This window comes from Nitrospirota bacterium (assembly GCA_004296885.1).
Taxonomy (GTDB): domain Bacteria; phylum Nitrospirota; class Nitrospiria; order Nitrospirales; family Nitrospiraceae; genus SYGV01.
The window spans coordinates 18784-43683 of the sequence record SCVN01000020.1 but is presented as its reverse complement, the minus strand read 5'-3'; the positions used below and the strand labels follow the sequence as shown (position 1 = coordinate 43683).

At 58.6% G+C, this 24900-nt stretch carries 18 protein-coding genes; 1 reads left to right on the top strand and 17 read right to left on the bottom strand.

Annotated elements, in window-relative coordinates; genetic code table 11:
* Nucleotides 1–87: 87 nt before the first annotated feature.
* From EPO61_12375 to EPO61_12365, 3 genes are all read right to left on the bottom strand, one after another.
* Nucleotides 88–1053, bottom strand: coding sequence for a hypothetical protein (locus EPO61_12375; GenBank protein TAJ07664.1), 966 nt, complete (start codon nucleotides 1051–1053; stop codon nucleotides 88–90).
* Nucleotides 1054–1222: 169 nt separating this feature from the next.
* Nucleotides 1223–1849 carry a 4Fe-4S dicluster domain-containing protein gene (locus tag EPO61_12370; GenBank protein ID TAJ07663.1) on the bottom strand — a complete coding sequence of 209 codons (627 nt, stop codon included), beginning with the start codon at nucleotides 1847–1849 and terminating at the stop codon, nucleotides 1223–1225.
* Nucleotides 1849–2847 (bottom strand): hypothetical protein, encoded by a 999-nt coding sequence (locus EPO61_12365; protein TAJ07662.1) that lies wholly within the window; start codon nucleotides 2845–2847, stop codon nucleotides 1849–1851. Before EPO61_12365 ends, EPO61_12370 begins: the two co-directional genes overlap by 1 nt.
* 235 nt (nucleotides 2848–3082) lie before the next feature.
* Between EPO61_12365 and EPO61_12360 the strand changes: the two genes are divergently transcribed.
* Nucleotides 3083–4183 (top strand): WD40 repeat domain-containing protein, encoded by a 1101-nt coding sequence (locus EPO61_12360; GenBank protein TAJ07661.1) that lies wholly within the window; start codon nucleotides 3083–3085, stop codon nucleotides 4181–4183.
* Nucleotides 4184–4614: 431 nt separating this feature from the next.
* On the opposite strand, the gene EPO61_12355 is transcribed toward EPO61_12360, so the two are convergent.
* The 14 genes from EPO61_12355 to EPO61_12290 form a co-directional block, all read right to left on the bottom strand.
* Nucleotides 4615–6060 carry a sigma-54-dependent Fis family transcriptional regulator gene (locus tag EPO61_12355; protein TAJ07660.1) on the bottom strand — a complete coding sequence of 482 codons (1446 nt, stop codon included), beginning with the start codon at nucleotides 6058–6060 and terminating at the stop codon, nucleotides 4615–4617.
* Entirely contained in the window at nucleotides 6057–9236 is a 3180-nt protein-coding gene (locus EPO61_12350; GenBank protein ID TAJ07659.1) for a PAS domain S-box protein, read from the bottom strand. Before EPO61_12350 ends, EPO61_12355 begins: the two co-directional genes overlap by 4 nt.
* Nucleotides 9237–9320: 84 nt before the next feature.
* On the bottom strand, nucleotides 9321–10238 hold the full coding sequence (gene secF, locus EPO61_12345) for a protein translocase subunit SecF (GenBank protein TAJ07658.1): 918 nt from the start codon (nucleotides 10236–10238) through the stop codon (nucleotides 9321–9323).
* A 31-nt stretch (nucleotides 10239–10269) separates the two neighbouring features.
* Nucleotides 10270–11913, bottom strand: a complete 1644-nt coding sequence (gene secD / locus EPO61_12340) for a protein translocase subunit SecD (GenBank protein ID TAJ07657.1) — start codon at nucleotides 11911–11913, stop codon at nucleotides 10270–10272.
* A 44-nt stretch (nucleotides 11914–11957) separates the two neighbouring features.
* Nucleotides 11958–12281 carry a preprotein translocase subunit YajC gene (yajC, locus tag EPO61_12335; GenBank protein ID TAJ07656.1) on the bottom strand — a complete coding sequence of 108 codons (324 nt, stop codon included), beginning with the start codon at nucleotides 12279–12281 and terminating at the stop codon, nucleotides 11958–11960.
* 2 nt (nucleotides 12282–12283) lie between these two features.
* Nucleotides 12284–13468 carry a tRNA guanosine(34) transglycosylase Tgt gene (locus EPO61_12330; GenBank protein ID TAJ07655.1) on the bottom strand — a complete coding sequence of 395 codons (1185 nt, stop codon included), beginning with the start codon at nucleotides 13466–13468 and terminating at the stop codon, nucleotides 12284–12286.
* Nucleotides 13469–13483: 15 nt separating this feature from the next.
* Nucleotides 13484–15241: an arginine--tRNA ligase gene (locus EPO61_12325; protein ID TAJ07654.1), complete on the bottom strand. Its 1758-nt coding sequence runs from the start codon at nucleotides 15239–15241 to the stop codon at nucleotides 13484–13486.
* Between the two features lie 62 nt (nucleotides 15242–15303).
* Entirely contained in the window at nucleotides 15304–16344 is a 1041-nt protein-coding gene (locus EPO61_12320; GenBank protein TAJ07653.1) for a glycosyltransferase family 9 protein, read from the bottom strand.
* A 4-nt stretch (nucleotides 16345–16348) separates the two neighbouring features.
* On the bottom strand, nucleotides 16349–17035 hold the full coding sequence (locus EPO61_12315; protein TAJ07652.1) for a molybdenum cofactor guanylyltransferase: 687 nt from the start codon (nucleotides 17033–17035) through the stop codon (nucleotides 16349–16351).
* Between the two features lie 36 nt (nucleotides 17036–17071).
* Entirely contained in the window at nucleotides 17072–18787 is a 1716-nt protein-coding gene (locus EPO61_12310) for a c-type cytochrome (protein TAJ07702.1), read from the bottom strand.
* Nucleotides 18788–18877: 90 nt separating this feature from the next.
* Nucleotides 18878–19909, bottom strand: a complete 1032-nt coding sequence (locus EPO61_12305; GenBank protein TAJ07651.1) for a cytochrome c — start codon at nucleotides 19907–19909, stop codon at nucleotides 18878–18880.
* A gap of 47 nt (nucleotides 19910–19956) precedes the next feature.
* The gene (locus EPO61_12300) at nucleotides 19957–21267 is read right to left on the bottom strand and encodes a c-type cytochrome (GenBank protein ID TAJ07650.1); all 1311 of its coding nucleotides are present in this window, start codon (nucleotides 21265–21267) and stop codon (nucleotides 19957–19959) included.
* A gap of 75 nt (nucleotides 21268–21342) precedes the next feature.
* Nucleotides 21343–23289 (bottom strand): hypothetical protein, encoded by a 1947-nt coding sequence (locus tag EPO61_12295; GenBank protein ID TAJ07649.1) that lies wholly within the window; start codon nucleotides 23287–23289, stop codon nucleotides 21343–21345.
* Between the two features lie 682 nt (nucleotides 23290–23971).
* Entirely contained in the window at nucleotides 23972–24886 is a 915-nt protein-coding gene (locus EPO61_12290) for a formylglycine-generating enzyme family protein (GenBank protein TAJ07648.1), read from the bottom strand.
* Nucleotides 24887–24900 lie beyond the last annotated feature (14 nt).

Below are 24900 nucleotides of genomic sequence, written 5' to 3'. Positions count from 1 at the left end.
GAATATACCCTCCTCTCGATTAATGATTAAAGACTGCTCGCAAAAACGACCAACTCTTCCGCTCCTGATGACGAATGAAACAGCCCATTACGCCGTGCCAACAGGCCCAGCCTCATCTTTATCCTTATTCTTGTCTTTATCCAAGAAGGACGACGCACCCACTTCATTGAGCAGGATGTTCAGTTCGTTCCCCTGATCTTGCGCGCCACACTCATAGGTCTGGCCTTCAGGAGCATTAAATGTGGCCGGTCGATAATCGGCCTCGGAATAGGGCTGCGGGGTAACCCCAAGGTAGGCCGCTTCAAAGTCCATCCAGTCGGAGCCGAAGTCGGCCATATGTCGGAAAAACCCTGAGTCCGCCTTTTTAACCAACATACGGCAAAACAGGGGAACCCACCGACCGATGTGGTCCTTGACAAACTTTTTTTGCGCGTCCACCACGATCTGTGTCTTATCGACACCATCGTGACAACGGGCATAGGATTCCTTGTAGGCGAGAAAGTGCATGAACTCGAGCTCAACGCTCAAATGGTCCATGCGCTCATGGATATCCTTGGAGAGCTCGACTCCGAACGCTCGATAGTAGCCGGCGATATCGCCCATCACATGGGCCTGGCCAAATACGTGATCGTTGCCGAAGAGGGTTTCGTAGGGCGGACAATCCAGGGTGATCACGTTACTGAACACCCGCCGGTGCTCGGCTTGCAGGTCACTCAATTGCCAGTTGACGCATTCGGATGCCACGAGGGCTTCGACTTGGTCCAGAGACTTGGCGACGGCTGCGAGTTTCGTCCGCGCCCGCTCTCCGCCCATTCCCTCCAAGCCCTGGCGGAGACTTTCCAGCGCCGTTCGCGCATCTTCCACGAATTCCCCGGATTGCAGATAATCCAGGAACTCATCGTCTTCCGGATAGAGCATGCTCCAGGAAAGCAGGAGGTAGAGCTTGCTGCGCCCTAGCGCTCGTTCAACGGCAGGTGAGTCCTTGATGGCTACGGAGCCAGCAGGCATTGCGAGAGAATCCGCTACTCCCCGCTGGCTTTCCTTCGTATTCATCAACACATTCTCCGACGGGTCCTTACCACCATTCAGGCGTAAGCCCGCGTATGATAGGCAATGCACAGGGGGAAGTCAAGCCCGAACTCAACCCTCATATTTCCCTCATGTTGCACAAATGGAACCCTATGATTTTTCAATTGAACCTGGCTCGTTCGCCGGACTCCGCTCATCTGGCGCCTCCACCGGATGCCAACACCCGTGTCGGTGTGATCGTGATGGCGACCTTGTCATTCACGGTTTTGCACGTCTGCTCGCAGAGACCACACCCCACACATCGTTCCTTCATAACCACCAAACGGAACGAATCAAAATCCATGGCCAGCGCTTCAGTGGGACAACGGGAAACGCAGGCGTGACAGCCCTGGCCTGCAGTACAGATTCGATGTGACACAACGGCAACCCCCATGGCGACCTCTTCACGGCCGGCCACGGAGAGCAGAGCCTCGGTTCCGCATGCGCTGATGCAAGGAAAGTCCTCGCAGAGATGACACGGCGTCTCATCCGGAAAGATCACAGGTGTGCCGGACTTGGGTTCCGGCTTGATGCTGCCGTAGGGACAGACTTTAAGACAATCTCCGCAGCGGGTGCATCGCTCAAGAAAAAGCGCCTCGGCGACCGCACCCGGCGGCCTAAGCCAGTCGGTTCTGGCAGCCGGCTCCGGCTTGGCTTGCTCCGGCGACGCATCCCGATGTTTGACAAATTCCTGCGCCGTCTTGGCGACGGACAGAACGGAATCCTTGAGGAAATGACGACGGCCATACTGCGGATCCGCAACCACGGGCTTTTCTCCCATCACATCACGCCGTCGGCACGAAGTTTATACACTTCGACGCAACGATCGCAGGCTCCGAACTCTGTATCCCACCCGGGATGATTGTCCCGGATGAAATCCAATACGTGCTTTTCCAATTTATTCTCGAGATCCTCAACCCATGAATAAGTCGGAAAGCGACAGAGCGGGCATGGGAAACCCGGCATCAGCATGACTTTATTCTGAACCTCTGGAAGCTCCCCGCCCTCCACATCCAGTGCCCGGTCCATGACGCGCAGGGTGTCGGTGGCCATCTCGACGAGCTCCGCGTGGGTCAGCTGGTCCGCCTGCCACAGTCCTTCGAATACCGATTTCAACTGCGCCGGAGGAATCTTGCGATACCAGGAGCGGAATTCCTTGAAGCGGTCCTCCCGGGTCAGCATCGACTCCTTCCCCTCGCGCAACAGTCGGGAATCGATGTGCAGGCACCAGAGCACCCGGTAGCGATGCAGGATCAGGGTTTCTTCACCCGGGTTCTGCCCGACTTTGGTGTCCGGGTCGTAGCCGAAGGTTTCATCCAGAATGTCGGCGATGTGCATGAGTTCATGGCGGCAGTAACGGGTCAGCGCCGGATCATAGAATCGACGCGGGATCAACTTGATCCCCACTCCTTTGAGCCCCTTATCCTCGAACTGCTTGGCCAGGTCTTGTTCGACGGAGCCCCATTTTCTCAGGATGTCGACGCCCTCCTGGTCCTCTTTCAGAACCCCCTTGATCAGGACGATCCCGATGCGCTCCTTGAGCTGGGGGAACTCGTCGAACGCATCCCGGACGATGTCCGAAAATCCCCAGGTGCCGAACAGATACTGGTATAGTTTTTTGAACTCCGCCTCCCGGTCATCCAACGAGAATTTCTCATAGATGGGATCGGCCAGTTCGTGAAACTCCTTGTAGTAGGTCGGATCGCCCTCTCGCTCCGTTTTCTCCACGAAGGAGTCAATGACTTCCTGAAGAAGGGCGGGCTGAAATCGAATCTCCATGGACGGGTGTCTCCTGCTTGCTCGCGGCTGCGCTTGGCCTTAACCGGCTACGTTCACACGAGAGAAGGAATCTCAGGGTTGACCGGAGGCGTGAACGGATACGGCGGCTTGACTTGCTTGCAAACCATCTTTTATGATCAACGCAATCCTGCGCTGATTATAGCCATCCAGCCGCTGTATTTGCAAATACCCGGCAGGGCCTCCGCGGCTGCTGCTATTAAGGAGTACGTGCGTTATGACTGAAATGACCCAGCCCCTCCCCTCCAGCAGCCAGCCAGGCTCAGTCTCGCTTGGAACATCGACGCCGCCGGCCGACCTCCTGGAATATTGGAAAGCCGGCACCAGGGAGGTGAAAACGTTCCGCGGCCATTCTCACGGAATCTGGGCCGTCGCCTTCTCGCCGGACGGGCTCACCTTTGCCAGCGGAGGCGCGGACCGGCTGGTCCGCATTTGGGACATCGAAACCGGACGGCTGCTGCGGTCCCTGCGCGGCCATACCCACGACATCCGCGCCATCCTCTATACCCCGGACGGACAGACGCTGATCACCGGCAGTGAGGACCGGACCATTCGACTCTGGAACCCCAAGACGGGGGAGCCCACTAAGCTGCTCTTCACGCGCTACGACCATAACGTCTGTAGCCTATCGCTCTCTCCCGACGGGCTCATGCTCGCCCGGGGCAGCCACAACAAAGACATCAAGATCTGGGAAATCAGCACCGGCACCGAACTCATGACCCTGCTCGGAAAGGATCAGTTCGACCACCATTGGTCTCCGGTGGTCGCCTTCTCCCCGGATGGCTTCCATTTAGCCAGCGGATCCGACATCGGCAAGATCAAGCTCTGGGAGGTCCTTCCGAGCGGCGAAGAAAAGATCCTCCACAACGGCCACTGGCAGGAGATCGAGGACGACGACACCACCGAGTATCGCGGGTACTTCGTCGAGGACGAGGGCGGGTTCCAGAAACCGATGCTCTATTGGATCGGCGCGTTGACCTTCACGCCGGACGGCCAGGTGCTGATCAGCGGGAGCCGCGACGCCACGATCAAGTTCTTCCAAATGCCCCAGATGACCGAGATTCGGACGCTCAAGGGCCACGGGGGATGGGTCCGGTCCCTGGCCGTGTCGCCGGACGGACGGGTCTTGGCCAGTTCCGGGGACGACAACCAGATCAAGCTCTGGGACCTGGCCGCGGGCCGCCATTTCAGAACGTTGAAGGCCCATACCGGAGCGGTGCGCGGCGTCACTTTCTCCCCTGACGGACAACGTCTGCTCAGCGCCTCTTGGGACCGCACCGTGAAGTTGTGGGAAGGCGGGGCGGAGCCCCAGGAGTAGACTCGACGGCGGCTGACGAAGGGCGAACTGCTCCGGCGTCGGCACGATGCGTTGATCCTTCACGGCTATTCACGTTGTACTGTTGGCCGCTCGCCTCACCGGACCAGCAGAACGGCTCGCGGCGATCCCGCAGCACTCGATGTCTCGATCCCGCCATGCCGAACGCCTCCGAGTTCATCCCTTCCAGCCGCTAATAAAAATAGAAAGGCGACAGGCCGCTACAAGCCTGTCGCCTTTCATTCTCAAAAGTGGGGTGGCGAGGCCGAGCGGACATTGCCGGAGAAGCGGGGCACCCACCGAGGCTCTGCCGGGAAGGAAAGCGGAAACTGACTGAGTCCGCGAAGGAATTTCCGAAGGAGTTCCGCCCGGCAGAGCCCGGAAGGGTCGTTTCGAGAGGCGGGGACGCGAGGGCCTCGCTACCCTGCTAGCGACTACTCGCCTTCGTCGTCCGCCTCGCTACGCGCGGAGGGGATGCCATAGCGCTTGCACTTTTCCCACAAGGCTTTTCGGGAGAGCCCCAGTAACCGCGACGCTTCCGTCCGGCTTCCGCCGACCCGCTCCAGCACGGCCAGGATATAGTCCTTCTCGAACTCTTCTCTGGCCGAAGCCAGCGAGTCCAGCATGGCGCTGGTCGCCCGCTTGCCGGTCAAACCCTCGCTGCAAAACCCGCAGGTCTCCTGCTGCGTCCCGCCCAAGTAGGGGCACGCGGAAAATCCGCAGAGATCCCAGGGCTGTACATCCTCCTCCGGACGCCCCAGGGCGACCGCCCGCTCGATCATGTTTTCCAATTCGCGCACGTTGCCCGGGAACGAGTAGCGGAGCAAGAGCTCCTGGGCCCGCTGGGAAAACCCCTTCACGGGCTTACTTGTTTTCGCCGCGCGGGCCTGCAACATGTGTTCGCCGATCAACAGCACATCTTCCCGACGCTCGCGCAGCGGGGGCAAGATCACCGGGACGACGTTGAGGCGATAATAGAGGTCTTCCCGAAACCGTCCCTGTTGCACCTCTTTCTTGAGATCTTTCTGCGTGGCACAGACGAGCCGCACATCCACCTCGACGGTTTCGCTCCCCCCCACCCGTTCGAATTGCCGCTCCTGCAACACGCGCAGCAGCTTCACCTGCACTACGGGAGAAATTTCGCCGATCTCGTCCAGGAACAGCGTCCCCTTGTGCGCCAGTTCGAAACGGCCCCTCCGCTGCTTGAGCGCACCCGTGAACGCCCCCTTTTCGTGCCCGAAGAGTTCCGCCTCCAGCAAGGTCTCCGGCAAGGCCGCGCAGCTCACCTTGATCAGTGCGTGATCGCGGCGCGGGCTGCTGCGGTGCAGCGCATTGGCCACCAGTTCTTTCCCGGTCCCGCTCTCCCCGACAATCAGCACGGTTGAATCCGTAGCCGAAACCAGCTGGATCTTCTCCAGTACCTCCCGCATCCGATCGTTCTTCCCGAGAATACCCTCGAAGCTGAACCGTCCCTCCAGCTCTTCGCGCAACTGCAAATTTTCCTGGCGCAGCGCCAACACCTTCGAAACCCGGTCCACAATCAACAACAGCTCGTCCATCCCAAAGGGTTTGGTGACGTAGTCGTATGCGCCCAGCTTCATCGCCTCGACCGCCGTTTCCACCGAGCCATGCGCCGTAATCAGGATCACCTCGGAACGTGGCGACCGCTGCTTGCACACCTGGAGCAACGACAATCCATCCGACCCGGGCAGGCGAAGGTCGGTAATCACGATGTCAAACGTGTTGGAGGCGAGGATGGCTTGGCCCTCCTGCCCCGTAGCCGCCGCACGCACGTCATAGCCGACGGCCTTCAGCGCATCGAGCATCGAGAGCCGCATCAGGGGCTCGTCGTCGATGATCAAGACCGACGGAGCTTTCATGCGATCCTCCCTGTCGCGACCCGTTCCCGTACAAGCGGAAGCGACACGGTGAACAGCGCTCCCTGCCCCACCTCGCTTTCGACCAGAATCTGGCCGCCATGCCGTTCCACGATCCCGAGGCTGACGGACAGGCCCAAACCGGTTCCTTCGCCCACGCCCTTGGTCGTAAAGAAGGGGTCAAAAATACGCGACAAGACATGGGGCTGGATGCCGCAACCCGTGTCTTGCACCTCGATCACGCAGGCTTCGCCCACGACCCGGGTCCGGATGGTGACAGTTCCCCCGCCCTTGATCGCTTGAGTCGCGTTCAGGACCAAGTTCATCAAGACCTGTTCGAGCATGTGCTGATCCACCATCAAAGCGGGCAGATCTGCCTGGAGCTGCTTGTCCAGACGGATCTGGCCGGCCACAAAGACATGCTCGGTGAGCACCAAGACACGCTCGACGACCGCATTGATGTCCGTGGAAGAAAGCTCCGGTTCGTGCTGTTGGGAAAAGTCCAACAACTGCCGGACGATCTTCTGGACCCGCCGAAGCCCGTCTTCCATTGAGACCACGTATTCCTCCTGCCTGGCTGGCGACAGCGTCCCCTTGCGCAAGTTGTACAAGCAGTTGAGAATTCCGCCCAACGGATTGTTGATCTCATGGGCGACACCGGCGGCGAGCTTTCCAACCGACGCCAGCTTCTCGGTATTGAGTATCTGTTGCTCCAGCTTCTTGGTGTCGGTGATGTCCCGCGCAATACCCAGGACGCCCTGGATACGGCCGTCCGGATCGTGAAGCGGCGACACGCTCACCATGACCGTCCGCGTATCCCCCGAACAACTCAGCACCTCGACCTCATAGACCTGCTTGGCGCCGATATCCAGCGTACTCTTCAGACGACGCCCACGGTGTCGCTTCGAAAGCAACGAGAGGTAAGGGCGGCCGATCAGATCTTCCTTGCGATAACCCCAGGCGGCGACTTTGTTGTTGACATAGGTGAACCGCTGCTCCGTATCCAACGTATAGATGACATCGTTCGCGTTCTCGAGAAGATTTTCCAGGTAAGTCTTGGTTTCCTCTATCTCCCTGGTCCTGGCCTTGACCTTGGCTTCGAGCTCCACGCTGTACTCGTGCAGTTGCTGCTCCAACCGTTTGCGTTCCGTAATATCCCGGAGTTGCACCATGATGGAGACCGCAGAGCCGTCCTCGATCCGAATCAGGTCCATCTCAACCAGCATGGGCGCACCGTCACGGCCCACCACTTCGATTTCCTCCGTGGGCACTTGCTGCTCGCCTCGTACGATCTTCTCCATCAAGGCACGCGTGAGTTCTTGATGGTGGGAAGAGATCAGATTGAGCAGCGGGCGGCCGATCAAATCGGCCTCCGGATAGCCCAGAACTCGCTCTTCACGCTGATTGACCGCCATTATGCAGCCATTTGATTCCACCATGAAGACCGGATCCGCTGCCAGGTCGAAGAGCGCCTTATACCGTTTCTGCGAGAGCGACAATTGCTGGGTCCGTTCGGCTACTTCCTGCTCCAGTTGGGTTGTATGCCGCTGGACCTTCTGTTCCAACGCCTTGCGTTGGGTGATGTCCCGCACAAATGCACGAGAGTACACAAGGCCCCCGCCCTCGGTGTCGAATAGCGCAGTGGAGTGGATTTCAACGTCGATCGGCCGGCCGTCTTTGCTCAGAAACACCGTTTCGATCGTGGACCGCCCCTTCGACACCATCCGTTCGAGGTAGGCCAGGATTTCCGGCCCGCGTCCCTGCGGGACGATGTCCCACAGACGCATCGCCAACATCTCCTCCAGGCTATAGCCCAGTTTGTCCAGCTCGGTCTGATTGACATGCACGAACTGCCCCGCCTTGTTAATCTGGTGGATCATCTCCGGCGAGTTCTCGATCAGATCTCGATACCGTTCCTCCAGCCTGCGGATATCCGCCATCCGCTGCTCCAACTGGGTGAACGAGGCCTTCAGATTCGCAGCCATCCCGTTGAACGCCTCAGCCAGTTGCTCGATTTCATCGCCGGTCTGCAGCGACAGCCGCTGGTCCAGATTGCCGGTCCCGATCCGCTTGACTCCTTCGTGGAGAGCCTGGACCGGGCGGACAATCCGCCGAGCCGCAAGCACGCCCGTGCCCCAGAGCAGGGCGAAGACCAAGACCCCGTAGGCGGCGACCTTGATCACCAGTTGGTTCAACGGGGCATAGGTTTCTTCCGGGTTCTGCCGGACGACGGTCAGCCATCGTTTTCCATCGAGGCTTCCCGGAGCGAGCTTGCCGCCCAAGCGGACAGGAGAAAATCCGACAATGCCCTCGCGACCGCCATGCGTGTCATCGGCGGCCACAACCCATCCGGCCTGAAGATCGGCGACGGATTGGAGCAAGGCCGGGGTCACCGAATGCTCCTCGGGGGGGAGGACCGGACAGATCAACAGCGTCCCGTCCGAAGCCAACAACATCGCATGTCCCGTCTGGCCGACCGTGATCTCCGCCACCGCCTGGAACAGCGAGTCTCGCCGCAACAGGACCGTCACAGCTCCAACCGCAGCCCGCTGGTCGTCATCGAGAATCGGCACCGACACATTCAGCACATGGGTGCCGAAAGAAGGATCGAAGTAGATTTCGCCGACGTATTGCTGCCCGGTCCCGCCGCTGTATACCGCCCGCCACCAAGCACTCTTGCCATAGTAATATTCCACCTGGGGAATCGAGCTGACCACCAAGGCTCCGCGCGCGTCGGTCACGAAAATCCCCACGTAGTCCGAGCGCCGAATGTCATGCCAGCGGATCAGGTAATTCGTCACGATGCGATTGATGAACAGAGGGAATTCGTTGCGGCGCTCCCGCTGACGCCACTGCTGCTGCCAGTCCTTGATCATGGCTTGGATGCTGGCCTCGTCTTTGTCCGCATAGCCTCGGTTGGCCTCGGTCACGGCCGTCCGCAGGAACGGGGTCGCAGCCAGCTGTTGCGCTTCGCTGAGACCGCGGGTGACCTGCATTTCCACCCGGCGCGCCGCTTCTACTGCCGATTCCTTGAAATTGGCTCCGACACTCTCACGGAGAGCGCGGCGTTCTTCAACGTAGGTCAGGAAGAGAGAGAGGCTCAGAGGCAGGAGACCGACCATTACGATGGCCGTAATGATCTTACGCTGGAGACTGTGTGACCGACTCCAGGCTGTCATTTAGGTAACAAATCATCCTTTCTATGTGCTCATTTTCATTCGGCTTCTCTTGAATGTCAAGCAAAGGTAACATGAAACTTCCTCCTACCCTCGCTTGAGCAGCCGCCCCTCCCGGCCTGGCCAGATCAGCAGCAAGGGGCTGGCGACAAAGACCGAGGAATAGGTCCCGAAAATGACTCCCCAAAGGAGCGCCAAAGAAAAGTCGTGCAGGACTTCGCCCCCGGCCAGGGTCAATGGAATCAGCACCAACACAACCGTCAGACTGGTTACGATTGTCCGGCTCAAGACCTGATTGATCCCGTTGTTGATCACGGCTTCCATGTTATCCCGACGGCGTACGCGGAGATTTTCGCGTATCCGGTCGAACACGACAACCGTATCCGTGAGCGAATACCCGGCCAGCGTCAGCAGGGCCGTTACGACCAGCAAGGTGATTTCCTTGTCCAGGATATAAAACGCGCCCAGCACGGCCAGCACATCATGAAACGTAGAGAGTGCCGCCGCCACGCCGAAGCGGAACTCGAAGCGTGCCGCGATATACAGAATAATGCCGAGGAAGGACACCAGGATAGCGATCAACGCATCCTGCTGTAATTTCTGCCCGATCGTGGGGCCAATCTCTGTGGAGGCGTCCACCACAAACTTGTTGTTCGGAAATTCCTTGGTGAAGACGGCAACGACCCGGTCCGCTACTTTTTCCTCGATGGTGGTCGAGGTTTTGACCCGAACCAGGAGCTTGTTGGCCTCGACGAACTCCTGTAAGTCCGCATTGGCGAGCCCGTTTGACTCCAGCGCCTTGCGCGCCTCGTCGATGGGGATGGGCTGGTCGAATTTCAACTGCACGGCGGTCCCGCCCGCGAAGTCGATCCCGAGGTTGGCGGCTCCCCGGGCGATCTGAATCACGGCCACGATGCCCAGCAGAACCAGCACGCCCGAAAAAACAAACGCGATCTTCCGCTTGCCCATGAAATCAATATTGGTCTTCCCCAAAATCTCGAACATGCATTCCCCTCTCGCAGCTCGGACGAAACCGCTAAATGCTCAATTGTTCGACTTTGCGGCGCTGATTCAACGTGTCAAAGACCACTTTCGTGCCGACCAGCGCGGTGAACAGGTTGATTGCAATCCCCAGGCAGAGCGTGACCGCAAACCCCTTGATCGGCCCGGTCCCGAACAGGAACAACGCCAGGCCCGTAATTAAGGTGGTCACGTGGGAGTCGATGATCGTCAGCAACGCCTTGTCATAGCCCCCATCGATCGCCAGACGTACCGGCTTACCCTGCCGCAACTCTTCGCGGATACGCTCGAAGATCAAGACGTTGGAATCCACTCCCATGCCGATGGTCAGAATGATCCCTGCGATGCCGGGCAGCGTGAGAGTTGCATTCAATCCGGCCAGCGACCCGATCAGGCAGATCAGGTTCAACGCCAAGGCGAAATCGGCGATGACGCCCGAGAGCCGGTAATAGACCATCATAAAAAGGACGACCAAGCCGCCCGCGAACAGGGTGGCACGGACCCCCTTCTCGATCGAGTCGCGCCCCAACGAAGGGCCGACGGTCAGATCCTGGATGATCTTCAGCGGGGCGGGCAAGGCGCCGGCCCGGAGCACGATCGCCAGATCGTTGGCTTCCTGCATGGTGAAGGTGCCGCTGATCTGCGCCCGCCCTCCGCTGATTCGCTCCTGAATGACGGGGGCGGAATAGATGGTATTGTCCAGCACGATCGCCATACGCTTCTTGACGTTCTCGGATGTGATGCGCTCGAACTCCCGGGCGCCCTTGGCATCGAAGGTCACCGACACGTAGGGCTCGTTGAACTGCCCGATCGAAACGCGCGCATCGCTCAGCACATCCCCGGCCAGCATCACACGCTTCTTGACCAGGAACGGCGTGCGGAATTCTCGGCCCGTGTCCTTTTCGATCACTTTCTCGAACAGGATCTGGTCCCCTTCCGGAAGTTGTCCGGCGATCTGCTTGAGAACCTCGTCTTCCTTGCCTTTCGGGATTCGCTGCGGCAGATCCATGGCCAACTTACTGGACTCGTCCAAGAGCTTGAACTCCAATAGCGCCGTTTCCTTGATCAGATCCTTCGCCCGCTTCGGCTCGGTAATGCCCGGAAGCTGGACGACGATCTGCTTGAGTCCCTGTCGCTGGATCAGCGGTTCGGCCACGCCGAATTGGTCGATCCGGTTCCGGATCGTCTCCAAGGCCTGGTTGATGGCCGAATCCTTGATCCGCTTAATCTCCCCTTCGCGCAATTCATAAACCAGACTGCCGCCCGTGCTCTTCTGTTCCAACTCATAGAAGGAAGGGAAATCCTCCATAAGTTTTTGGATCTGAGTCTTCAGATCCGCGTTCTGAAAGGCAAGCGTGACCTGGGAGGACCCGGTCCGCTTAACCGACTCGACGGGAATTTTTTTGTCGACCAGCAGATCCTGCATGGCCGTGACGGACCGGTCCACGGCGATCTCCACCGCCCGTTCCTCCTCGACCTCCAGAACCAGATGGATCCCCCCCTGCAGATCCAGGCCCAGGGTGATGCCCTTGGTCGGAAGGACCTTCTTCGACCAGTCAGGCAGGGCCTGATACAGCCGAGGATAGGAGGGAAGAAAAAACGCCACCGAAAGCACCAGTACGATGCCCAGCAATGCAAATCGTCCGCCGACCTTCTTCATTCGTCCCTCAATCGTTGAAACGGCCCCGCCTGACGGAATCCTCGCTATTCTTCTTCATCCGCCCGAAGCCGGGAAATGGATTCCCGCTGAACCTTGATCTTGGTATTGTCCGAGATCTGCAGCGTCACCGTTTCTTTGCCCAAATTGGTGACCGTGCCCCAGATGCCGCCGGACGTTACCACCTTATCGCCCTTCTTGAGCGCCTCCAACATCGCCTTCAATTTTTTCTGGCGCTTCTGCTGGGGCAGAATCAGCAAAAAATAAAAGACGATAAAGATCAGTACGAACGGCACCAGCGACAGCAACGAGGATCCCGGACCTGTGCCGCCGCCTTGCGTTCCCTGTGCCCAGGCCACTGATGCCATCATGCTCACCGCTTCCCCTCCTGCACCGCTGCTAGTTCTTCGATCCCACCACGATCAGCCGCATCGTCCGCTCCGACGACGCCGGCCGCTTCCCGCTTCGCGTGAAATTCCCGCCGAAACGCAGCGAACGAGCCGGCAGCAATGGCGGAGCGGATTTGCCGCATCAAGTCGGCAAAATAATACAAATTGTGCAAGGTGTTGAGGCGCACCCCCAACATCTCCTTGACTCCAAACAAATGGTGCAAGTACGCCCGCGAATGCTTCCGGCAGACCGGACAGCAACAGGCTGGATCGATCGGGCGCTCGTCCTTGGCATAGCGGGCTTGCTTGATCAGCACCCGCCCATCGGCCGTGAACAGCCAACCGGTACGCCCATGCCTGGTCGGCACCACGCAGTCGAACAAATCGATGCCCCTGGCCACTCCTTCGACCAAATCTTCCGGCAGTCCGACCCCCATCAAATATCGGGGCCGCCCGGCCGGCAATTCAGGAACGGTTGCGTCCAGCATCGAGTACATGACGGACTTCTCTTCCCCTACGGAGAGCCCTCCGACCGCGTACCCGTCGAACCCCAGCGAGACCAAGTCCTGCGCAGACTCGACGCGCAGAGCCGGGTCATGCCCACCCTGGACGATCCCGAACAAAGCCTGGTCGGATCGGCGCCGCGCCGCCTGGCAACGGCGGGCCCAAGCGCCCGTCCGTTGCAACGCCTCGTGGACCCGTTCGCGGGAAGACGGAAGCGCCACGCATTCATCGAACGCCATAATGATGTCGGCCCCCAAGGCCTCCTGAATCTCGATCGCCCGCTCCGGCGTAATGTGATGGGAAGAGCCGTCCACATGGGATTGAAATGTCACCCCTTCGTCCGTCACCCGACAGAGCTTCGCCAGGCTGAACACTTGAAACCCGCCGCTGTCGGTCAGGATCGCCCCGGGCCAGCCCGTGAACGAGTGCAATCCTCCCAGTTCCTCAATCACCCGATGCCCCGGACGCAGGTACAGATGGTAGGCGTTGTTCAGGATTAATCGAAATCCGAGTCCCGCCAGGTCCTCGGGACCAATCCCCTTGACGGCCCCCAGGGAACCGACCGGCATGAACGCAGGGGTCTCGATCGTCCCATGGGCCGTTTTGAGCACACCCACACGCGCCGATCCGCCCATATCCGTCTGCTGCACTGTGAACTCAAGCATAGTCGAAGGCCATCTTCACATCCGCTCGGGGGCGGAGATCCCGAGGAGCTCCAGGCCGTTGCGGAGCACCTGCTGCACGGCATACATCAACGCCAACCTGGCTCCCGTCAAGCCGGGGCTGACTTGCTCCCGCTGCTTGCCCATCTCGCTCGCATCTTTGACGAACGCAGCGGCCTCGGCGACGTCCTGATCCGCGGCCACCGGCATGATACGATGCTTGAAGTAGAATGTGTGCAGTAGGCCGGCCAGCTCCTGCAGATAGAAGGTCAACCGGTGGGGCTCCAGAGCCGCCGCGCTGCCCTGGACCACGGACGGATAAGCTGAGAGCTTCCGGATCAGCACGAACTCATCCGGGTCACGCAGCAGCGACAAGTCCGCCGCACTCGGTTTCGGCACCGGCAAACCCCGTTCTTCGGCCACCCGAAAGAGACTCGCGATCCGCGCGTGCGCATACTGGACATAGTAGACGGGATTCTCTGCCGACTGTTGCTTGGCCAATTCCAGGTCAAAGTCCAGATGCGTGTCCGACCGGCGCATCAGGAAGAAAAACTTGGCCGCGTCCGCGCCTACCTCGTCCATCACCTCGCGCATGGTAATAAACTCGCCGGCGCGTTTGGACATTTCCACCTTCCGGCCCCCGCGCAGCAGATTGACCATCTGGACGAGGACCACCCGTAGCCGTTCCTTGGGATAGCCATAGGCCTGCACCACCGCTTCCATCCTCGGGATATACCCGTGATGGTCCGCGCCCCAGACATCGATCAGCAGATCATAACCGCGCTGGAGCTTATCCCGATGGTAGGCGATATCCGACGCCAGATAGGTGTAGTCCCCTTCCTGCTTCCGCACAACCCGATCCTTCTCGTCGCCAAATGACGATGACCGAAACCACCAGGCTCCATCCTGTTCGAACAGCAAATCGCGCGCGCGGAGATCGGCCAGCACTTGTTCAACCCCCCCGGACGCCAGCAAGGAAGCTTCGCTGAACCAGGCGTCGAACTCGATGCCGAAGGATCGGAGATCCTGTCGGATCTTTTCGAGCAAATCCTTGTAGGCCAGCTCCCGGCACCGTTGCTCCGCCTGTTCGGTCGGAAGGTTGAGCAGCGACTCCCCCGCCTGCTCACGCACCTGCGCAGCCACCGTCTCAATGTAGGCGCCGCGATACCCATCCTCGGGGAACGACACGGGCCGACCGAGCAATTCCAGATACTTGGCATACACAGATGTTCCAAGCAGTTTCATCTGGCGACCGGCGTCATTGATATAGTACTCCTGCACCACTTCATAGCCTGTCGCTTGCAGCAGTTTGGCAATCGCCTGTCCAACAGCAGCCCCACGCCCATGACCGACGTGGAGGGGCCCGGTCGGGTTCGCGCTGACGTATTCCACCAGTACGCGTCGCCCCTGACCCATCGTCGTCCGCCCATAGGCCTGCCCTCGCGCTTCGATCTCCGCCAATACCTCCAACCAGAGGTCGCGCTTGACCGTCATGTTCAAAAAGCCGGGCTTGGCTATCTCAACTCGATCGAACAACACCTCGCGCCTGACAATATTATCGAGAATGATCTGGGCGACATCATAGGGAGCCCGCCGTTCGGATGGCGCGAGACTCATGGCCACCGTCGAAGCCAGGTCGCCCCATTCCGGCCGCTTGGGTAGATCCAGCGTCAGGGTCGGAATCGATTCCACTCTTAATTGCCCCTTGCGCTTGGCTTCCTGCAAGGCATCCTGGAGGGCGTCGATGACTTTTTCCTGCACAATATCGTGAGACACAACCTGGCCGAACTCCTTCTTTTGTCTAGCAAAAAACCAGCGGGTGAATCTAACACAACCTCTCAGGCATGACAAGACAAGGAACTGCGAAACTGATCTGCGGACGTGCTTTTCGCTCTAGCCCGAAGTCCTCCAAGACAACTCTCGATCACCTGTTCGATCGGTACCTGTAAGCAACGCTTCTCGGTGCAAGTCTGAACCCTGTTCCACTCGTTGCAGAGACAAGGGGCTCCGCTTAAGATCTCGACGTGACGGCCACGGGGAGCCCATCGTTCTGGGTCGGTCGGCCCGAAGAGTGCGATCGTCGGCACATCCAAACAGGCAGCCAAGTGAGTGATCCCCGAATCGTGCCCGACATACAGAGCAACCTGAGCCATCAATGCTGCCACCGAGATCAACTCCTGTCCCCCGAACACCAAGGGCGATGCTGCGCAGGACCGTTGGATTGCTTGGACCTGCTCTGTATCAGCCGGTCCAGCCAGCAAGAGCGGTACGGCGCCAAGAGCTTGCAACTGCGCAACCAGTTTGACAAACCATCCGGGCTCGCAACATTTGTGAGGGCTCCCGCTGCCCGGATGCACCGCTACGAGCATCTGCTCTTTCCGGACTCCCGCCTCTGCCAAACTAGCCGTGGCAGCTTGCAAAATAGCCTCCGGTAATCGCAGCGGCCTTGCCGTTCGCTCTTCACCGACCATCGAGGCGACTATCTCAAGGTGCCGGTCCGCCTGGTGCAGGTTCATACAGCCGGCGTCAAAAGGGCTCCGAATGATAACTCTCCCAGCCCCGAGAGCGTAGAGGGTCGCCGCAAGGCTCCCCTCTGCATCCTTCATCCACCCCATGGCCAAATCAGCCTTGTCCAGCCAGGAACGCAGGCCTGAAGCCACCAATTCGGCTCCAGCCAGCAGCCCGGCCAGACTGCCTTGTTCCAGCGGGAACAGCCGGTCCACCTCCCCACAAGCAAATAGCAACCGGCCAACTTGCTCTCCGGCAATCAGCCCGCACTCGTGCGTCGGGAAAGCCGCCCGGATCGCGCGGATGGCAGAGAGGGCCAACAGCACATCTCCAAGAGCTCCGGGATGGATCAGCAAGAGAGATCGCCGCATAGGTTTATGAGCCCTCACGTGCCGCCCCTTGCTTCCCGGCAAACAGCTTGCGGGCGAATTCCAAGTCGGCCGGCTGATTCACATTGAGGAAGCTGAGCAGCTGCGGGTCTGCTGCTCTTATGTCCTCTTCTGAAAGGATCTTCACGGAGAGATCAGAAATCGAAACCAGGTCCTGTACCCTCAGACTTTTAGCATGGAGCATCCGCTCCAAGTGCGGCAGGCAGGCCTTGGAGTAAATCGCATGCATGGGCTGGAGCCCGTTCGCCAGGCGGACCATCACCACATCGGCGCCCTGCCCAAGATCGGCCATACGGCGGATCACCGAATCCGCCAGAAAGGGCATATCACAGGCTGCCGCGAATAGGCGCGGATGGCTCGCGCTAGAGAGTCCGCTATAGAGCCCCCCCATCGTCGCACAATCCGGGATCAAATCGGTCACAACTCTGGCGTGCAAACCCTTTAACTCGGGCAAGGGTTCGGCCACAGACACAATCACCTCGTCGAACAGACCTTCCAGTACGGTCAGGGACCGCTCCAGCAAGGTCCGCCCCCCGAGCTCAAGAAACCGCTTATCCCGCCCCATCCTGCGGCTCTTGCCCCCGGCCAGCAACAGACCGGTCATCTGCCCTATTGTAGAACTCATGTCTGTAAACACATCGACTGCTGCAGAAAAAAAAAGGGGGTGGGCCATCCCACCCCCTTTCCAAGGCTTGTCTTCCCTTACGGGCTAGACTTTACCCTTTTTCTTATTGGCCCGACGAGTCAACACCCACCCTTCCAGGATCACGACACCGATCGCGATCAGGGTCGGATAGATGTAGGTCTCTCTGGGAATGGGCGGCTCCAAGACCGTGTAGTAGAAGGCGGAAACGGCCATCTTGCGGCCTGCATCCCCGTTGTGCCCATCCCACGCGAAGAACACCGTCGGGATGTACTTGCCCATCTCGAAGTAAGTGTCTTCGTCATAGTCTTCCTTGATGGGCCGGCTGACCATCAAAGTCCAGCGACCATCCTTCCACTCCTGCTTCAGGACCTTGAGCTTCTCGGTATAATCGTCCCGATCCTGGAAGTCCTGGTCCCAGCCGGTTCCTGTAAACGCCTTGATGGTCCCGTTGGCTTCCCACTTCACGATGTCCACCGGATACTTCTGGTCGCCCCAGAGGTAGCGCGGCTTGATCGGGGCCGGCAATTCCTGCCACTTCACCGGGAACTGGAACGCAAAGGCGTCGTTGTAAACCGGATACTTGCTCTGTTGAGCGGCAATCGAATCCCCTTCGCCGGTCTTCGGCGCCTGTTCCTTGACCCCGTAGTTCTCCACGTTCACTTCGGTGGGCTGCCAAGGCAGCTTCCCTTCGGCCACGCTCTTGGATCGGTCATCCCACTGAAACAGGAACACGATGTTCTTATCGTTGTACAGAGACTTGACCCAGACGTCGTCGATCCGGTTGACGAAATTCCTCGGCTTGTGCGTGATCTGCCCGCCGAACAACACGATCCGGCGCTCACGCTTCTGCCACATCTCGTTCTCCGGATCGTCGGAGATCTCCCCTTCCAGCACCGGACCGGACCGGATCACGAAGTTTACCTTCGGCTTGTCGGTCAGCGGATCGATCGGCAACGGGTTCCCTTCGGGGTCCCGCTCGCAGAGCGAGTTCACGAAGTTGGCAATGTGCCACCGCTCTTCGACCGTCGTGTTGTCCGCGAATGACGGCATCGGTGTGCCGCTCACCCCCGTGGAGAACGTCCGGAAGATGTTCTTGATGTTGTACGGATCCTGGCGGCTCCCTCGGAAGTTCCAACACTTGTGCCAGTTAGCCGGCTGAATCGGGAAACCCCAGTCATCCTTCAGGTTGAACGCGTTGCCGTCCCCCCGCCCGGTGACCCCGTGGCACTCGATGCACTTCTTGTCCACGATCAACTGGGCGCCTTTTTCCAGGCTCTCCTTGCTGACTGGAATCGGCTTGATCTCATCGAGTTGCAGGACGGTCTGCGTCTCCGTCGCCTTGTCGTCGAACTTGCGGTCTTTGATGAGCTGGGTCGTCACAAACGACAAGACCTGCAGCCGTTGCTCCTCGGTCAGAATGCCTTCCCAAGAAGGCATGGCCGATCCGGGGAGGCCGTGGGTCACCGTCGCGAACAAGTCGTTTTCCGCCTCGACCGCTTTCTTGGCATCGAACAACGGCAACTCGCCGCTGGCGGTCCTCCGGATCTTGAACGTCCCCTGGTTGAAGTTGCGCGGGCGAGGCCAGAGTCGGTCGGCGGCTGGCCCATCGCCAGCCCCATCCACACCATGACACCAGACGCACTTCGTGAAATAGACTCGCTTGCCGGCTTCGATCATCTCCGCGGACGGGAGCGGCGCCAGCTCACCCTTCTTGAAGCCCTCGGGGACGCCGCCTCCTTCTTGCGCAAAGATTGAAACCCCTGCGCTGCCGGAGAGCATCGTGATCCCCAGGGCTGCAATCGCGATTAAGAGCACCTTACTCGTCACATGCCTCATAGCTATACCCCTTCACCGAAATGATGTGTGGGATTAATCCCAAGTTCTCGGATAATAGCCGGTGTGCCAGTATTCAAACAGAACGACTTTCCAAATCTCATCCGTGGTCAAGTGCTGCTCCCAGGGCGGCATCACCGAGGCCCAGGGGAATCCTTCGTTCGGCAGCCCAATCCCACCCTTTGATACACGCCAGAAGATAAAGGTCTCCTGGAGCTGGGCGATTGTGCCCGGATCGGTGAAGTTGGCCGGAATCGGGTTGAATGCAAAGGCGTGCAATCCGCGTCCGTTCAGATTGTCACCGTGGCAGAAGTGACAGTTCTGGAAGAAAATCTCCCCGCCTTCGCGCACATACTTCAAATAGCCCTCTGCCTTCGGATCCCAAGGATTGGCGTCGGGCTTCATCAGCCGTCCCATCGCTTGCTCGACAATCCTGGCGTTGGAGTATTCCTGGTCGTATTTCCCTTCCGGATTGACCCGGTAGGGGTTCTGGGACGTCTGAAGCACGAAGGTCTTCCCGTGCACCTTGGTGCTGGCCGGCGGCGCCGGATGCACCGTACGTAACTCGACCGGCTCATCCAGATTCGGCAAGAACGAGCTGTACGAGAACCCCCAGAGGAGGATCGGCAGCAGAATCAGGTAGGCCGTGCGCAGCCCCTTGTGAAAGCCGGTATTAGCATCCAGCACGTTCATGATCGGCTGTTTGAACTTCTTCCAATCGTCTTCGTTGCTGGACATCCACATAAACACGGCGATCAGCGATACGGTGCCATACATGGCGCGCACGCTGAAGGGGATGGGAGGATACACCCTAAACTTCAGGTACAGGATGATGTACGTCCAGAAGAGAATCCCCTGCCAGAACCGAGGCAACTGGATGCCGCCCGCGCTGAGCATGTAGCTCATCGCGGCGAAAATCGCCACGCTAACGGCGAGTTCGAACAACATCTGCATCGGCATGAACCCTTCCACCAGCTTGAGGGACGTGGCTGGAAGGACACCAAAGGCCAGCAGTGCAATCAGCACAACCACCAGCCCTCCAAGCACTGACCCGATTAATACCTTCATCGTCCGGCTCTCCTTCTTACACTCCCGTTCCTAATCGGCGTTGGCCATTAAGATACTTTGGGAGGCTCCTTCCCCTCTTGCAGTTGGGAGAGGTAATCCACGATCTTGTTCAGCGCACCGGCACTCAGCTTCTTACCGAACTCCTTGGGCATGGTATTGTCCGGGAAGCCTTTCACCACGTATGCGCTGGGATTAATGACTGATTCCGTAATGTATTCGCGCGTCGACTTGGCCGTACCCTTATAGGCAGGGTCCTTGATCCTGGTCGGGGCATTGGTCCCCTCCACCAGTTTCGGACCGATGGTCCCCACCGCGCCAGCGATCCCGGGAATCGTATGACAAGCCACACAGGTGGCCTTCTGGAAGATCTGATCCACCGGCTCCTCGCCCGTCGCCAACACACCACCACCAGCCCCAGCAGGCTTATCCTCTTGCTGCTTGGGACGGTCCGCCTCCGGGATAAACTTCTCGTAGGCCTTAGTGATTTCCTCGAAGGACGGCGCTTCCTTGCCTTCGCGAATGTACATCCAGGTATCCACGGCAGCCAATTCGCCCAGCGAGAGCGAGATGGGCGGCTTGTGGATTGCCGGCATGGGGCTCTGCTTGTCGTTCGTCCCTTTCACTCCGAATCCGGCGACAACAAAGCAACTCGGACAGGAATGAGACTCAGCGATATATTCCTGTCCTGTTTCAGCCGTTCCAGAGCCAGGGAACGCCTCCTTCTGCTCCGAGTCACGATCGCCCGGCTTACCCTTGTGGTAGCGTGGGTCATCCAGTCTGGTCTTGGCCCGATCCGGAACGCCCCAGAGGTTCGGCGCTCGCTCGCTCAAGAACCCTTCGTTGAAACCGTGACAGAGGGGGCATTGGCCCTTGCCGATCGCACCCTGCACCTTGCTCTGCCCGATCCCGCCAAAGATGATCTTCTCCCCTTCGTCAGCCAGCTGCTGGGACGACATGCTCCCGAAGTCCAGCTTTACCTCAGGCGGAGGGAATCCGCCTTCCACCTGGGGCAGCCAGTTCCCATACCCCGAGAGGCCAGCAGCCACCAAGAACATGAACCCGCCAATCTTGAAGAGCGCCCCGATATTGGTGAAGTAGATGCCCATCATGAAGGCCAACGCGGTAATCATGGCCAGGGAGACGGGTAGGAGGCGCGAATTGGCGAAGAAGTTGATCTTGTAGTTGGCGATGGCCATCAGCAACATAAACGCCGCCATCATGCCGATAAACGTTTTGAACGTCGCCTGCTTCTTTTTCACAGGATCGCTGATGCTCATCTGAAAATAGACGAGCAAGCAGGCGAGAAAGGCCAAAAGCGGCCACCCCATGTCCAACGCTGCCTGAATTAACTCGACCACGTGACACCCTCCTCGGATTCCTCCCCGGTCTACGCCGGGGAGGACACCCTGCAAGCCTTGAAAGGCCGAAGAACGTTAGTGCCCAACCGCCGGCTGCGGCGCGCTTCCGTGAACCGGCGCCTTGGCTTCCACCGGCGCCTTCTTGGCCGCCAACGCACCGAGCCAGAAGACAAACATGATACTGATCCAGAAGAACAACACGTTGAACGAAATCATATTCGCCGCGAATCCCACCGTGTGCGTGTAGGCCCAAGGGGAATTGTCGCGCATGACCTCATTGACATGCCAGAACAACCGCACCGAGGAGCGGATGTAGCCCATCAGGCCCATCATCCAGGTGAAGGCCGTGGCAAGCATGATTATGGCGTACTGGGACCGCACAGAGATCTTACCCCACTCAATCGGCCCGATTTGCTTGGCCCCCTTCAACATGGCAAGGTTCAGCGCGGTCATAAAGAACAAGCAGGAGAGCGTGGTCGCCACCTGCGGCACGGACAACCCAACCCGGACGTTGGCCGGAATGAAGTAGCCGTAAATGGCCAACCAGATAATATTCACATAGGCAAAGAAGAAGAACACACCCATGAAGATATTGCCGAACTTGGACCAGGATACGCTCGGCACTCGATTTCCGCGCTGATACCAAATGAAGGTCAACACGGTTGTCGTGATGATCACATTGATGCCGCCGTTCTTCGCGGACATGACCCCGTAGTTACCCAACACCGGGTGCTGCTGCCCACCCATGGCCTTCAGTTCAGCCGGAGTCATCACCATCGTATGCGGCGTAATGAACACCAGAAAACCGCACACCAGGAGGAACACGAAGTACTTGATCCAGCGCTGAAACCGCTCGGCGCCGCGCATCCGTCCTAAAGCCTGCCAGAGATAGTAATTGGTGCTTAGGAACAGAATGCCAATCATCGTCGCCTGAATGATGAACAGCCAGGCGAGCAGGCCGCCCATCAGCGTGATACCCATCTGCTGCCGATAGGCATACACTTCGCGCATCAACCAGTAGCCGGCAAAGGGCAACGGGATCAAGAACGCCACACCCAATGACATGGCAATGTAGCCCATCCAGTCATAGTGGGCCCGCTCTTCGTCGGTCTTCGAAGACAGGAACCGATAGGCCGCATAGGCTGCCACCACGCCGCCACCGAAGGCCATATTGCCCAAGATCCGGTGCACATTCAACGGATTCCAGAGCGCCGTATGGATCACGTGCCAGATGTTTCCCAGATAGCGCCCCTGCTCATCCACACCGGCCGGGGACATCATGAACCCGATCCAGGAATTGGCCAGGAACATCAGCAACGTCCCGATCACGTTCAAGATCACTGACATGCTGAGGTGAATCCACTTCAAGAACCCCTCCTTCATCTTGTCCCAACCGTAGTAGTAGATGTAGAGGGTGCCGCTCTCGGCTACAAACATCAAGGCATAGATGTGCATGACCGGACGGAAGATGCTCGAAAGGTATCCAAAGAAGGCCGGATAGAGAGTCAGGAAGGTAAAGATCAGAATGCCGCCCAGGATTGCCGTCAACGAGTAGGCCGTCAAACTGATCTTAATGAAGTCGTAGGCGAGCTGGTCATACTTCTTAGCCATCGCCTTATCCTTCGTCATCACCCCCATAAACTCGATGACCATACAAAAAATTGGCACCGCCAAGACGAAGCTGCCATAGTAAAGATGCTGCTGGTTGGCGAACCAGAGAAGCACCCGACTCTCGAAGTTGTAGCGCGGATAGTCCTTTGCGTTGTCTCCTGTCTTGGGAGCCGGCAGTCCGGACACGATCCCCTCAGTCTTGTAATAGACGTCGCGCGCCTTCTCGATCTTCTTGTCCTTATCCCCCTCGCCCCCTTCTTTCTTGACCACGTCCGGGGGAGGCCCACCAGCCGGAGCCCCGCCCCCGCTTGCAAGCGCAGGAACCGAGACCACGATCGGCAGGAGAAGGAGGCCAATCATCGCGCTTAACGCCATGATCGCCAGCGTCTTCTTTCTGGTCAAACTGCCCATGGCTTCCTCCTTAAACAAAAGCTGACACGAGATGGTTGCAAAACAAGCCTGCGCCCGAAACCAGACGCTCTCGCCCTACGTCGGTGCGGCGCGTCATGATGACTGCGATTACTTCCGGAACAGATACCAATAGTCCAAACCCTGCATGTCCATCAGAGCATGATCCACGAACGTAAAATAACCCACAGCGATAATCACGGATACGATCACAGCGATGACGGGATTGTTCAGCGCGCTCATTGCTCCCCTCTCCTCCTGCCACGCCATATCACCCGCGTGGCACACCAGATCAGATTAAGAACCACTTCTTAGCAGGGGCACTGGATGCCCGCAAACCAATAAAAAAACCAGAGACCCACCGCGCAAGTGATGTAGAAAATCATCTTGCCGATCTTGACCTTCAACTCGCTATCCGGCTTACCTGGTGCGCTTGCGACTGCTTCTCCCATGTCTCTCTCCTCAGCTACAACCTTGGTTGACGGTCCGCGTTCCGCTTATAACAATGATCGCCTGCCAGCGTCTTGACAGGCTGCTAAGTCTATGTTATTGCTCTCTTCGTCGTTTTTACTGATGAGGGCAAACGATGAGCAAAAATTCAAAAGTGTTCGACATTATAGTTTTGGCCGGAATGGTTGTCAATATAATTTTGGCCGTGTTTTTGATCCTCTATTACTTTGATTTTCTATGATTTTCTGTTTATTGTCGGCTTAGCCACGCCTACCTCTCCAGACCCGGAAACCGCACAACGAAAGCCGATCGTTTCATCGCGAAAATCAGGGACCATTTTGCTCCGGCTGGTAATCCGCACGTCCGTCCCCACACTTGTATACCCGCCTCCCCGCATTACTCGAAATACCCCATGTTCGGGGCCTGCGGGATTTCGATCGACTGCGTCGCGATAGGCCTCTTCCCCATACCAATCGGCAACCCATTCCATCACATTCCCCGTTCCATCCGCTACGCCAAACGGGCTGACGTCCCGCTTGAACGATCCCACCGGCGCCGTAACGTCGAACCCATCCTGAGTCGAGCCTCCGTTGAACGCCAACTGATCCGGCTCGGTCCCCCACGGCCAGAGCCGGCCATCCACACCGCGCATGGCTTTCTCCCATTCCGCTTCGGTGGGCAGCCGCTTGCCCTTCCACCGGCAATAGGCATCGGCGTCTTCCCATGACACGTAGGTCGCAGGCTGGTTTATTCCTTTCATGCGGCTGATATTTTTGGCATAGCGAGACGGAGGCGCGGCTTTCCGATGGCCCGTCGCAGCGACAAAAGCTTGATACTGCGCATTGGTGACTTCGTATCGATCGATGGAGAAGGCGTCTACGTATATGGTCCGTTCCGGCTGCTCGTCATAGCCCCCCGCCTTGGTGCCCCGCAGGAATGGGCCGGCTGGAATCGGGGCCATCTCTTCAGGAATCGGCAGCTCGCTGGAATCTGACTGGCTGGATGCGGAGGGGGCCGGAGCCGAGTCTTCTCCAGGGACGTGAGGAGCTTCCGGAGGCGGCGTCGTGCCTCGCAAAATCCCTATGACGGGAAAACTGGTAAAGGCAAGGACCACCAGCAGAAAGGCGATTTTGAACTTGGTTTCCAGCATGGCTCGGAATATAG

Excerpts from the sequence above, each read along its gene's own strand:
- EPO61_12375 (TAJ07664.1), bottom strand. The coding sequence starts at position 1,053 with ATGAATACGAAGGAAAGCCAGCGGGGAGTAGCGGATTCTCTCGCAATG.
- EPO61_12370 (TAJ07663.1), bottom strand. The coding sequence starts at position 1,849 with ATGGGAGAAAAGCCCGTGGTTGCGGATCCGCAGTATGGCCGTCGTCAT.
- EPO61_12365 (TAJ07662.1), bottom strand. The coding sequence starts at position 2,847 with ATGGAGATTCGATTTCAGCCCGCCCTTCTTCAGGAAGTCATTGACTCC.
- EPO61_12360 (TAJ07661.1), top strand. The coding sequence starts at position 3,083 with ATGACTGAAATGACCCAGCCCCTCCCCTCCAGCAGCCAGCCAGGCTCA.
- EPO61_12355 (TAJ07660.1), bottom strand. The coding sequence starts at position 6,060 with ATGAAAGCTCCGTCGGTCTTGATCATCGACGACGAGCCCCTGATGCGG.
- EPO61_12350 (TAJ07659.1), bottom strand. The coding sequence starts at position 9,236 with ATGACAGCCTGGAGTCGGTCACACAGTCTCCAGCGTAAGATCATTACG.
- secF (TAJ07658.1), bottom strand. The coding sequence starts at position 10,238 with ATGTTCGAGATTTTGGGGAAGACCAATATTGATTTCATGGGCAAGCGG.
- secD (TAJ07657.1), bottom strand. The coding sequence starts at position 11,913 with ATGAAGAAGGTCGGCGGACGATTTGCATTGCTGGGCATCGTACTGGTG.
- yajC (TAJ07656.1), bottom strand. The coding sequence starts at position 12,281 with ATGATGGCATCAGTGGCCTGGGCACAGGGAACGCAAGGCGGCGGCACA.
- EPO61_12330 (TAJ07655.1), bottom strand. The coding sequence starts at position 13,468 with ATGCTTGAGTTCACAGTGCAGCAGACGGATATGGGCGGATCGGCGCGT.
- EPO61_12320 (TAJ07653.1), bottom strand. The coding sequence starts at position 16,344 with ATGCGGCGATCTCTCTTGCTGATCCATCCCGGAGCTCTTGGAGATGTG.
- EPO61_12315 (TAJ07652.1), bottom strand. The coding sequence starts at position 17,035 with ATGGCCCACCCCCTTTTTTTTTCTGCAGCAGTCGATGTGTTTACAGAC.
- EPO61_12310 (TAJ07702.1), bottom strand. The coding sequence starts at position 18,787 with ATGCTCTCCGGCAGCGCAGGGGTTTCAATCTTTGCGCAAGAAGGAGGC.
- EPO61_12305 (TAJ07651.1), bottom strand. The coding sequence starts at position 19,909 with ATGAAGGTATTAATCGGGTCAGTGCTTGGAGGGCTGGTGGTTGTGCTG.
- EPO61_12295 (TAJ07649.1), bottom strand. The coding sequence starts at position 23,289 with ATGGGCAGTTTGACCAGAAAGAAGACGCTGGCGATCATGGCGTTAAGC.
- EPO61_12290 (TAJ07648.1), bottom strand. The coding sequence starts at position 24,886 with ATGCTGGAAACCAAGTTCAAAATCGCCTTTCTGCTGGTGGTCCTTGCC.